Source organism: Kitasatospora sp. NPDC097643 (assembly GCF_040302625.1).
GTDB lineage: Bacteria > Actinomycetota > Actinomycetes > Streptomycetales > Streptomycetaceae > Kitasatospora.
In genome coordinates, this window is the sequence record NZ_JBEOSA010000089.1 from 20011 (window position 1) to 31787 (window position 11777).

The following is an 11777-nucleotide window of genomic DNA, read 5'->3' on the forward strand; positions in this document are numbered from 1 at the left end:
CCTCAGGGGGCGTTCACGCCGCCAGCAGTCCGGCCTCGGCCTCGGCGGGGAGCGGCTCGGCGATCCGGGCGGTCAGCGCGGCGATCCGCGCCGAGGCCAGGCCGTCGCCGTACGGGCTGGGGGTCGCCGCGAGGCGCTCCAGCCGCTCCGGGCTGTCGGCCAGCCAGGCGCGGGCGAGCCCGCCCAGCTCCTCGCCGGGCCGCACCAGCGCCGCGAAACCGGCGGCCACCGCCTCCGGGCGCTCGGTGGAGCGGCGCACCACCAGCAGCGGACGGCCGAGCACGGTGCACTCCTCCTGCACCCCGCCCGAGTCGGAGACCAGCAGCGCGGCGTGGCTCGCCAGGCCCAGGAAGTCGCCGTAGCCGACCGGCCCGGTGACGGCGAGGTGGGCCAGCAGGCCGTCCAGCCCGAAGCGTTCGACGGCGGCCCGGGTGCGCGGGTGCATCGGGAACAGCACCGGGGTGCCGGCCCGGGCGATCCGGTCCAGCTCGGCCAGCACGGCGCCGAGCGCCTCGGCGGTGTCGGTGTTCTCCGGGCGGTGCACGGTGGCGAGCACGTAGCCGTCCGCCGGGAGGCCGTGCGCGGCGAGCAGCGCGGCGCGGGCGGCCTCGTCCGGCAGCTGACGGCGGACCACCTCGACCACGGTGTTGCCGGTGAGCGCGATCCGCTGCTCGTCCAGCGACTCGGCGCGCAGGTTGCCGACGTTGTCCTCGGTGGCGGCGCACAGCAGGTCGGAGACGTGGTCGACCATCACCCGGTTGTGCTCCTCGGGCATCGCGCGGTCGAAGCTGCGCAGCCCGGCCTCGACGTGCACCAGCGGGATCCCGCGGGCGTTGGCGGCCAGCGCGCCGGCCAGGGTGGCGTTGGTGTCGCCCTGGACGACCACGGCGGCGGGCCGGTCCTCGGCGAAGGCGGCGTCCAGCTGTCCGAGCGACTGGGCGATCTGGCCGGCCCGGGGGCGGCCGCCGACGCCGGTCAGCAGCTCCGGCCGGGGCAGGTCGAGGTCGCGCAGGAAGCGGCCGGACATCGCCTCGTCCCAGTGCTGGCCGGTGTGCACCAGGCGGACGGCCGGGCCGAGCTCGTGGATCAGCGGGGCGAGCTTGACCAGCTCGGGGCGGGTGCCGAGGACGACGGCGACGCTGGCGGGGGGCAGACAGGTGCTCATGCGGGGGTCTCCGGAACGGGGGTGGCGGCGGGGCTCAGGATTCGAGGGCGGTGGGGGCGCCGGCGGTGACCCGCTCGGCGTTGCGCCGGGTCTTGGCCCAGCCGTTGCGGCCGAGCAGGATCCGGACGGCGGCCCGGGTGGCGACCACGAACAGGTGGTAGGCGTAGAGCCAGACCAGGACGCCCCAGAGCAGCCCGGTGAGCCGGCGGCGGTCGGGGTGGACGAGCCTGCGGTAGGCGAGGCCCCAGAAGATCATCGGCAGCGTGGCTATCGCGAAGGCGAGCACCATGTACGGCCCGAACCTGAGCTGGAACTCGGCGGTCTCGGTGGGGAAGAGCAGCAGGCCGGCCCCGGTGATCGCGAGCGAGAGCGGGGTCAGCAGGACCAGCAGCACGCAGACCACGGGCTGGAGGAAGGTGTACAGCACCTCGGCCTTGCCGGCCGGGGTGTAGTGCGGGGAGCGCAGCACCCGGCCGGTGTAGCGCAGGCACTGCATGTTGCCCTGGGCCCACCGGGTGCGCTGGGTGAGGAAGCGGCGCAGCGAGACCAGGCCCTCCTGGGAGACCTGGGCCTCGGTGACGTGGGTGAGCCGCCAGCCGGCCAGCCGCAGGTCGAGGCCGGACTCGTAGTCCTCCAGCAGCGCGCGCTCGGGCCAGGGGCGGCCGGCCCGGCCCTCCTCGGCGGTCAGCGTGTCGAGTGCGGTGAGCCGGACGAACTGGCCGTTGCCGCCGAGGCCGACGCTGCCGGTACGGCGGCGCAGCAGCTGCATGCCGGCGTTGTTGGCCTGGAACTCGACGTCCTGCATCCGGACGAGCGCGCGGGCGAGGGCGTTGGCGGCGCGGCCGCGGTCCGGCAGCGGGCGTTCCTCGTCGGCGTTGCGCATCCGCACGCCGATCTGGACGGCGCCGGTGTCGGGGCGGCCGAGCGCCTTGTCGCCGCAGACCTGGGCGAGGGTGCCGGGGTCGAGCTGTCCGTCGGCGTCGACGACGCCGATCACCACGCGGGAGCGGTCGGTGTCCTCGGGCAGCCAGGCGGAGATCTCCCGGTAGGCGGCGTTGAGCGCGGCGCCCTTGCCGATCCGGGCGTGCGGGCGGCGGCGCTGGACGAGGTGGACGCGCGGGTCGTGCGCCGCGGCCGCGAGGACGAGTTCGCGGGTGGCGTCCTCGCTGTCGTCGTCGATCACCCACAGGTGGGCCTCGGGAGCGCGCTCGCGCAGCCCGGCCAGGGTCTGGACGACCACCGCCTCCTCGTCACGGCAGGGGATGACCAGGTGCCACCGGAAGGCGGCCGGGTCGCCGGGGTCGGCGGGCCGGTTGTGCCGGAAGGCGTGCCGGGAGCCGGCCCAGTACACGAGGAAACGGCCGAAGACGAAGGCCATGTAGCCGACCAGTGCCAGTGAGACCAGTCCGGAGAACCAGACGATCTCCTCCTGTTGCAACACGGCCCAGTCGTGCAGGGCGGCTAACCCCAGAGCGTCGAGCATGGCGCGGTTCTCCTCGTGATCAAAGGCTGGCGGCTCCTGTCGGGCGCGAATCGATGCTTCGTTACGGCTCAAATCGCTAAATCAATAGTAAAGGCGGCAAACTGGAAAGTCAGGGCAAAGTGGTCGTTCTCACCCCGTGAGACCCGCCCGCCAACGCTCCGTAGACTGTGGTCGTGAGCGACAAGGCCGACCCGAACCCGTACACCCTCCGCCCCGCCGACGGCGGCACCGGCGACGCCCTGCGCGACGTCGAGGTGGAACTCTCCAAGCGCTGGCCGGAGAACAAGCTGGAGCCCTCGCTCGACCGGATCGAGGCGCTGATGGACATCCTGGGCCAGCCCCAGCGGTCCTTCCCCTCCATCCACATCACCGGCACCAACGGCAAGACCTCCACCGCCCGGATGATCGAGCAGCTGCTCAACACCTTCGAGCTGCGCACCGGCCGCTACACCAGCCCGCACGTGGAGACCGTCACCGAGCGGATCAGCCTCGACGGCGCCCCGATCACCCCCGAGCGCTTCGTCGAGGTCTACCGCGACATCGAGCCCTACGTGCAGATGGTCGACGCCCAGCAGCCGGTGCCGATGTCCTTCTTCGAGGTGCTCACCGGCATGGCCTACGCGGCCTTCGCCGACACCCCGGTGGACGTCGCCGTGGTCGAGGTCGGTATGGGCGGCTCCTGGGACGCCACCAACGTCATCGACGCCGCCGTCGCCGTGATCACCCCGATCGGGCTCGACCACACCGACAAGCTCGGCGGGACCACCGGCGAGATCGCCGTCGAGAAGTCCGGCATCATCAAGACCGGCGCCGTCGCCGTCGTCGCCCAGCAGCCGCTGGACGCCGCCCAGAGCATCCTGCGCCGCGCCGTCGAGGTGGACGCCACGGTGGCCCGCGAGGGCATGGAGTTCGGGGTGATCCGCCGTGAGGTCGCCGTCGGCGGCCAGCTGGTGACGCTGCGCGGGATCGGCGGCGAGGAGTACGAGGACGTCTTCATCCCGCTGCACGGCGAGCACCAGGCGCACAACGCGGCGCTGGCGCTGGCCGCGGTCGAGGCCTTCTTCGGCGTCGGCGGCGCCCGCGGCGGCCAGCTCGACGTCGACAAGATCCGCCAGGGCTTCTCCGGCGTCTCCTCGCCGGGCCGCCTGGAGGTCGTCCGCCGCAGCCCCACGATCATCCTGGACGCCGCGCACAACCCGCACGGCGCCCGCGCCACCGTCGCCGCCATCGGCGAGGCCTTCGGCTTCACCCGGCTGGTCGGCGTGATCGGCACCTCCGGGGACAAGGACGTGGCCGGCCTGCTGGAGGCCTTCGAGCCGGTCCTCGCCGAGGTCGTGATCACCCAGAACTCCACCCACCGCGCGATGGACGTCGACGAGCTGGCCGCGCTCGCCGTCGAGATCTTCGGCGAGGACCGCGTCCAGGTCGAGCCCCGGCTCGACGACGCGATCGCCGCCGCCGTCACCCTGGCCGAGGAGGAGGGCGACCTCGGCGGCGCCGGGGTGCTGGTCACCGGTTCGGTCATCACGGTGGGCGAGGCCCGCCTGCTGCTCGGGAGGAAGTGACATGAGGACGCTCTGCTCCTCGACGCTGATCGGCGAAGCGCTGCTGATCATGTTCGCGGCGCTGGTCGCGATGCAGCTCTCCGACGTCTCCACGGCCACCGTGTGGATCGTCAGCGGCATCGCCATGGCGCTCTGCGTCGCGCTCTGCGGCATGATCAACCGCCCCGGCGCGGTCGCGATCGGCTGGGCGCTGCAGATCGGCCTGATCGCCAGCGGCTTCATCCTGCCGACGATGTTCGCCCTCGGGGTCGTCTTCGCCGGCCTGTGGTGGTGCTCGGTGCACTACGGCCGCAAGGTCGACGCCTTCAAGGCCGCCCGCACGGCGGCCCAGACGGCGGCCGCGCAGGCTTAGGGCCGGTCGGAGCGGCCGCTCACGCGAGGTAACCTCTGAGCAGCCGCATTACCGCATGCCGAACCGAATCCCCAGGAGACGCACCGTGTCCCAGCGCACTCTCGTCCTGCTGAAGCCCGATGCCGTCAAGCGCGGCCTGGCCGGCGAGATCATCAGCCGCATCGAGCGCAAGGCCGGCTGGCGCCTCGCCGCCGTCGAGCTGCGCACCTTCGACCGGGCGACGCTGGAGCAGCACTACGCGGAGCACGTCGGCCGCCCGTTCTACGAGCCGCTGCTGGAGTTCATGACCTCCGGCCCGTCGATCGCGATGATCGTCGAGGGCGAGGAGGTCGTCCCCGGCATCCGGATGCTGGCCGGCGCCACCAACCCGCTGGAGGCCGGGGCCGGCACCATCCGCGGCGACTACGCGACGATCACCCGCGAGAACCTGATCCACGCCTCGGACTCCCCGGAGTCGGCCGAGCGCGAGATCAAGATCTTCTTCCCGGCGCACGCCTGACCCGCACCGGGCGAAACGCCCGGGGGACCTTGGCACTGCCCCGGTCGGGACCATTGGCCCGGCCGGGGCATTCTTATCGTGAAATAGGGAACTGGGGGTCCCGACACGGCGTCCCAATGCTCGGAGAAGCGATCACGCTCCGGACAATGGACGGTATGCCCTCGTCGGCGTCCGTTCCGCGAGGCGTGACTACGATGGGGCGCGACTCAAGGGCCCGGTAAGGCAGCTCAGCTGGTCTCCGCCCAAGCGTGGGCGCACGTCTGCGTCCACCCCCCATGAACTCCGAGCCCGGGAAGGCACCTACACCCCATGGCGAGCAACCTGTCGTTCATCGGCCGAGACCTGGCGATCGACCTCGGAACTGCCAACACGCTGGTGTACGTCAGGGGCAAGGGGATCGTCCTCAACGAGCCGTCCGTCGTCGCCGTGAACACCAACACCGGCGGCATCCTCGCGGTCGGTGCCGAGGCGAAGAAGATGATCGGCCGCACGCCGGGCAACATCGTCGCCATCCGCCCCCTCAAGGACGGCGTGATCGCCGACTTCGAGATCACCGAGCGGATGCTCCGCTACTTCATCCTCAAGATCCACCGCCGCCGCTACCTCGCCCGCCCCCGGGTCGTGGTCTGCGTGCCCTCCGGCATCACGGGGGTCGAGCGCCGCGCCGTCATCGAGGCCTCCTCGCAGGCCGGCGCCCGCCAGGTGCACATCATCGAGGAGCCGATGGCCGCCGCCATCGGCGCCGGCCTGCCCGTCCACGAGGCCACCGGCAACATGGTCGTCGACATCGGCGGCGGCACCACCGAGGTCGCCGTGATCTCCCTCGGCGGCATCGTCACCGCCCAGTCCATCCGGGTGGCCGGCGACGAGCTGGACAACGCGATCGTCCAGCACATCAAGAAGGAGTACTCGCTGCTGCTCGGCGAGCGCAGCGCCGAGCAGATCAAGATGAGCATCGGCAGCGCCTTCGGCCTGGAGGGCGAGAAGGACGAGCACGCCGAGATCCGCGGCCGCGACCTGGTCAGCGGCCTGCCCAAGACCGTCGTCATCTCCGCCGCCGAGGTCCGCGAGGCCATCGACGAGCCGGTCAACTCGATCATCGACGCGGTCAAGACCACCCTCGACCAGTGCCCGCCCGAGCTGGCCGGCGACGTCATGGACCGCGGCATCGTGCTCACCGGCGGCGGCGCCCTGCTGCGCGGCCTCGACGAGCGGCTGCGCCGGGAGACCGGCATGCCGATCCACATCGCCGAGAACCCGCTCGACTCGGTCGCGCTCGGCTCCGGCAAGTGCGTCGAGGAGTTCGAGGCGCTCCAGCAGGTACTCGACGCACAGCCGCGCCGTTAGCACCACGACGACATCCGACACTCAACTGAACGGGCCGCCCCCCGGGCCCCACAGCCCGGGCGGCCGGCCAGGTACGAAGGGGCAGTACCAGCACCGTGAGGGACACACGAGAGAGCCGGCTGCTGCTCATCCTGCTGGTGGCCGTCGCCTTCGCGCTCATCACCGTCGACATCAAGGGCGGTGAGAGCTCGCCCCTCGGCGGTGCCCGGCACGCCGCCGCCAGCGTCCTCGGCCCGGTCGAGCGCGGCGCCGCCACCGTCGTCGACCCGGTCGCCGACACCGTCCGGGCCTTCCGCGACGCCGCCACCCACAGCGGCCGCACCGACCAGCTGGCCCGCGAGAACACCGAACTGCGGCAGAAGCTCGCCTCCTCCGACATGGCCGCCGGCCGAACCAAGCAGCTCGACGACCTGCTGCGCACCGCCGGCGCCGGCGGATACACCGTCAAGGCCGCCCAGGTCATCGCGATCGGCCCGGCCCAGGGCTTCTCCTGGACCATCACCATCGACGCCGGCAGCGACGACGGCCTCACCCGCGACATGACCGTGATCAACGGTCAGGGCCTGGTCGGCCGGATCACCACCGTCGCCCCGACCACCGCCACCGTGCTGCTCGCCTCCGACCCCGGCTTCTCCGCCGGCACCCGGCTGGAGGGCACCGGTGAGATCGGCTTCGCCTCCGGCGGCGGCACCAGCCCGATGAAGGTCTCGCTGCTCAACGGCAAGGCCCAGGTCAAGAACGGCGACCGGCTGGTCACCTTCGGCTCGCAGAGCGGCCGGCCGTTCGTGCCCGGCGTCCCGGTCGGCAAGGTGGTCGAGGTCGAGGCCACCCCGGGCCAGCTGACCAAGACCATCATGGTCGAGCCCTTCGTCCAGTTCACCCGGCTGGACCTGGTCGGCGTGGTGGTCGTCCCGCCGCGCAGCGACCCGCGCGACGGCGTCCTGCCGCCCGCCCCCGCCCAGGGCCAGACCCCGGCCGCCCCCGCCCCGGCCGCACCCGCTCCGGGTCAGGCCCCGGCCACGCCCGCCGCCCCGCCCGCAAAGCCCACCGGGGGGAACTGAGCCATGCGCCTCGCCCGCATCCCCGTCTCCGCCGTCCTGATCCTGCTCGGCCTGATCCTCCAGGTCAGCGTCTTCGGCCGGCTCCAGCTGCCGGGGGCCACCCCGGACATACTGCTGCTCGTCGTGGTCGGCCTGGCCATGGTCTACGGGCCGTCCGGCGGCTGCGTGGTCGGCTTCGCCGCCGGCCTGCTCGCCGACCTCGCCCCGCCGTCCGACCACGCCATCGGCCGCTACGCCCTGGTGCTCTGCCTGATGGGCTACGCCGCCGGGCTGCTGCGCCCCGAGCACGGGCGCCAGCGCTCGGTCTCCAGCGCACTGCTGGTGGTGGCCGGTGCCGCCGTCGCCTCCACCCTGCTGTACGCGATGGTCGGCGCCCTGGTCGGCGACACCGCCGCCCGGCACGTCGGCCTCGGCCAGCTGGTGATCACCGCGCTGCTGTACGACCTGCTGCTGGCGCCGTTCGTGGTGCCGCTGGTGATGCTGATCGGCCGCCGCTTCGGGCGCGACCCGGTGGCCGCCGCCAGCGGCGACGACGAGGGCGGCCCCGGCCTCGGCACGCTGGCCCGCTACCGCACCACCCGCGAGGTCTCGTCCGGCCCGTCCTACAAGAAGCGGCGCGGGCCCGGCTTCGCCCGCCGCCCGTAGCCGGTCCGTCGGCCGCCCGGACCCGGCCCCCGATCCTTCGACCCTCCCGCACCCTGGAGCGCACGAGACGTGAGCAACATCCCCGAGACCGGCCGTACCCGGCGGGTGACGATCCGTCTGGTGGTGCTGCAGATCCTGGTGCTGTCGCTGCTCGCCACGCTCGGCGGGCGGCTCTGGTACCTGCAGATCCGCAACGCCAGCGTCTACACCGCCAAGGCGACCGGCAACCACATCCGCGAGGTCGTCGAACCCGCCGTCCGCGGCGAGATCCTGGACGCCTCCGGGCGGATCCTGGCCGGCAACGAGACCCGGCTGGTCGTCTCGGTCAGCCGCACCTCGCTGTTGCAGCAGAAGGACGGCGGCAAGGCGGTGCTCGCCCGGCTGGCCGACGTCCTGGGCATGCCCGCCAAGGACGTCCAGGAGAAGGTCCGGCTCTGCGACGCCAAGACCCCGCAGCCCTGCTGGAACGGCTCGCCCTACCAGCCGATCCCGGTCACCAAGGAGGCGACCACCCAGCAGGCGATGCAGATGATGGAGCGCCGCGAGGACTTCCCCGGGGTCACCGCGCAGCCCACCGCCGTGCGCCGCTACACCGGCGCCGAGGGCGCCAACCTGGCCCAGGTGCTCGGCTACCTCTCGCCGGTCACCGACGAGGAGGTCTCCAAGACCGCCGCCAAGAGCGGTCTGGACCGCTACCTGCCGGCCGACCAGATCGGCCGGGCCGGGCTGGAGTCGGTGTACGACCGCGACCTGCGCGGCACCGCCGGCATCACCAAGCTGGAGGTGGACAACCTCGGCCGGGTGATCGGCACCGCCGGCACCGTCTCCCCGCAGACCGGCAACAACCTGGTCACCAGCATCGACGCCCGGGTGCAGAAGACGGTCGAGGACAACCTGGCGCAGGCGATGGCCGACGCCCGGAAGACCTTCGACAAGGTCACCAACCGCAACTACGAGGCCGACTCCGGCGCCGCCGTGGTGATGGACGTGCACACCGGGCGGATCGTCGCCATGGCCAGCGCGCCGACCTACGACCCCAACCTCTGGGTGGGCGGCATCAGCGGCAAGGACTACCAGTCGCTGACCAGCAAGGAATCCAACTTCCCGCTGCTGAACCGGGCCATACAGGGTCAGTCCGCCCCCGGCTCGACCTTCAAGGTCGTCTCCACCACCGCCGCCGTGCAGGCCGGCTACTCGCTGGACGGGACGTACCCGTGCCCGAAGAGCCTGACCATCGGCGGCCGTGAGTTCAAGAACTTCGAGAGCGAGAACTTCGGCTCCATCTCCCTAGAGAAGGCGCTGGAGGTCTCCTGCGACACCGTCTTCTACGGCCTGGCGTACGACCAGTGGATGAGGGACGGCGGCATCAAGCCGAAGAAGGAGCCGGGCGACTGGTTCTTCAAGACCGCCCACCAGTTCGGTCTCGGCGCCAAGACCGGGATCGACCTGCCCAGCGAGGTCACCGGCCGGGTGCCGGACCGGCAGTGGAAGCAGTCCTTCTACGACAACAACAAGGACGCCTGGTGCAAGCAGGCGGACCAGGGCGGCACCAGCTTCTCCGACCAGATCGCCCGGGAGAACTGCGTCGACGGTTACCAGATGCGCGCCGGTGACGCCGTCAACTTCGCGATCGGGCAGGGCGACACCCTGGTCACCCCGGTCCAGATGGCCCGGATCTACTCGGCGCTGGCCAACGGCGGCACCTTCTACCGGCCGACCGTCGCCAAGGCGGTGATAAGCCCGAGCGGGGATCTCGTCCGCGAGATCGCCCCGCACGAGGACGCCAAGTTCCCCGGCGACCAGAAGCTGCTCAGCTACATCGACCAGGCCACCGCGGGCGTCATCACCAGCGGCACCGCCGCCTGGAAGTTCGCCGGGGCCGGCTGGCCGCAGGGCAAGATCGAGCTGCACGCCAAGACCGGCACCGCCGAGGTCGAGGGCAAGCAGACCACCTCCTGGCTGACCACGTACAGCAAGGACTACGCGGTCGTCATGACGATAAGCCAGGGTGGCACCGGCTCCGGCGGCTCGGGCGACGCCGTCCGCCGGATCTACCAGGCGCTGTACGGCGTGGTGGACGACAAGGGCACCATCGACAACGGCAAGGCGCTGCTGCCCACGCCGCAGGCCGAGCTGCCGAAGTTCAACCCGGACGGGACCGCGATCGTCAAGCAGGCCGCGTACGGCGCGGACGCCGCTGCGGTGGACGGTGGTGTCGGGGTGGACGGCGGCGTCGGGGTGACGCGGGCCTTCCTCGACCCGGCGCAGCCGTCCGGCCCGTCGGTCCTGCACACCGCCGCCTCCGCGGCACTCGAACCGACCCGCGGCACCGGAAGGGGACGCGACGCATGAGCTCCTACGGTTCGTACCGGCAGCTGCGGCTGACCCCGCAGCGCACCGGAGTCTCCAAGGCGCTGTCCAAGGACTCCCCGCTCTGGCGGATCGACTGGATACTGCTGCTCTCCGCGATGGTCCTCTCGCTCGGCAGCTCGCTGCTGGTCTGGTCGGCCACCCGTGGGCGGGACTCGCTCACCCACGGGGACCCGCAGTACTTCCTGTACCGGCACCTGACCAACGTGGTGATCGGGATGGTGCTGGGCGCGGCGGTGATAGCCATAGGGAGCCGGCGCTTCCGCACCCTCGTGCCGTTCCTGTACGTCGCCGTGATCCTGATGCTGCTCGCCACGCTCAGCCCGCTCGGCTCGACCATCAACGGCCAGCACTCCTGGATCCAGCTCGGCGGCGGCTTCTCCGTCCAGCCGGCCGAGTTCGCCAAGCTGGCGATCGTGCTGGCGATGGCCGTGGTGCTCTCGGACCAGGTGGACGCGGGGGAGCGGGAGTTCCCCTCGAACCGCGCGGTGTTCCGCGGGCTGGTCTGGGCGACGGTGCCGATGGCCATAGTGATGCTGATGCCGGACGCCGGCTCCGTCATGGTGATGGCGGCGATCGTCCTGGGCATCCTGCTGGGCTCGGGCGCGGCCAACCGCTGGGTGTGCGGTCTGCTGCTGATCGGGGTGGCCGGGTGCGTGGCGATCTGGAAGCTCGGCGTGCTGAGCAAGTACCAGATCGACCGCTTCGCGGCCTTCGCCAACCCGCAGCTGGACCCGTCCGGCGTCGGTTACAACACCGCGCAGGCCCGGATCGCCATCGGCTCCGGCGGGCTGACCGGCAAGGGGCTGTTCCACGGGACGCAGACCACCGGGCAGTTCGTGCCGGAGCAGCAGACCGACTTCGTCTTCACGGTGGCCGGTGAGGAGCTGGGGTTCGTCGGCGCCATGGGGATCATCGTGCTGACCGGCGTGGTGCTCTGGCGGGCCTGCCGGATCGCCCGGCACGCGACCGACCTGTACGGGACGATCGTGGCCGCCGGGGTGATCGCGTGGTTCTCGTTCCAGGCCTTCGAGAACATAGGGATGTGCCTGGGCATCATGCCGGTGGCCGGCATCCCGCTGCCGTTCGTCTCCTACGGCGGGTCGTCGATGTTCGCGACCTGGTTGGCGATCGGGCTGCTCCAGGCGGTGCAGAGCCAGCGGCCGATAGCGGCCTGATCCGGCGGTTGCCGGTCGCGGCGCCAAGTGGCTTGCGGTACAAGCCCTGTTCCTGTCCGACGGCCGGGTCGCCGACACCATGTCCGCACCGACCGCCGCCAAGGTCGCCGAC

At 71.9% G+C, this 11777-nt stretch carries 10 protein-coding genes; 8 read left to right on the plus strand and 2 right to left on the minus strand.

Annotated features, from left to right (window positions below):
- Window positions 1-13: 13 nt before the first annotated feature.
- Complete coding sequence (gene wecB / locus ABTY15_RS36045; protein WP_350605270.1) at window positions 14-1165, minus strand: non-hydrolyzing UDP-N-acetylglucosamine 2-epimerase; 1152 nt, start codon at window positions 1163-1165, stop codon at window positions 14-16.
- A 34-nt stretch (window positions 1166-1199) separates the two neighbouring features.
- Window positions 1200-2543, minus strand: a complete 1344-nt coding sequence (locus ABTY15_RS36050) for an XrtP-associated glycosyltransferase (protein WP_502893671.1) — start codon at window positions 2541-2543, stop codon at window positions 1200-1202.
- A 278-nt stretch (window positions 2544-2821) separates the two neighbouring features.
- Here ABTY15_RS36050 and folC point away from each other — a divergent pair, with 278 nt between their 5' ends.
- The 8 genes from folC (at window position 2822) to rodA (ending at window position 11665) form a co-directional block, all read left to right on the plus strand.
- Window positions 2822-4213: a bifunctional tetrahydrofolate synthase/dihydrofolate synthase gene (folC, locus tag ABTY15_RS36055; RefSeq protein ID WP_350605274.1), complete on the plus strand. Its 1392-nt coding sequence runs from the start codon at window positions 2822-2824 to the stop codon at window positions 4211-4213.
- 1 nt (window position 4214) lies between these two features.
- A complete protein-coding gene (locus ABTY15_RS36060) occupies window positions 4215-4565 on the plus strand; it encodes a DUF4233 domain-containing protein (RefSeq protein WP_350605275.1) in 351 nt (116 codons plus the stop codon).
- Window positions 4566-4650: 85 nt separating this feature from the next.
- Entirely contained in the window at window positions 4651-5064 is a 414-nt protein-coding gene (ndk, locus tag ABTY15_RS36065; protein ID WP_350605277.1) for a nucleoside-diphosphate kinase, read from the plus strand.
- Window positions 5065-5385: 321 nt separating this feature from the next.
- The gene (locus ABTY15_RS36070) at window positions 5386-6411 is read left to right on the plus strand and encodes a rod shape-determining protein (protein WP_030256393.1); all 1026 of its coding nucleotides are present in this window, start codon (window positions 5386-5388) and stop codon (window positions 6409-6411) included.
- Between the two features lie 95 nt (window positions 6412-6506).
- Window positions 6507-7472 (plus strand): rod shape-determining protein MreC, encoded by a 966-nt coding sequence (mreC, locus tag ABTY15_RS36075; protein WP_350605278.1) that lies wholly within the window; start codon window positions 6507-6509, stop codon window positions 7470-7472.
- A gap of 3 nt (window positions 7473-7475) precedes the next feature.
- Window positions 7476-8117, plus strand: a complete 642-nt coding sequence (gene mreD, locus ABTY15_RS36080) for a rod shape-determining protein MreD (RefSeq protein WP_350605280.1) — start codon at window positions 7476-7478, stop codon at window positions 8115-8117.
- 69 nt (window positions 8118-8186) lie between these two features.
- A complete protein-coding gene (mrdA, locus tag ABTY15_RS36085; protein WP_350605282.1) occupies window positions 8187-10469 on the plus strand; it encodes a penicillin-binding protein 2 in 2283 nt (760 codons plus the stop codon).
- The gene (gene rodA / locus ABTY15_RS36090) at window positions 10466-11665 is read left to right on the plus strand and encodes a rod shape-determining protein RodA (RefSeq protein ID WP_350605285.1); all 1200 of its coding nucleotides are present in this window, start codon (window positions 10466-10468) and stop codon (window positions 11663-11665) included. Before mrdA ends, rodA begins: the two co-directional genes overlap by 4 nt.
- Window positions 11666-11777: the final 112 nt, after the last annotated feature.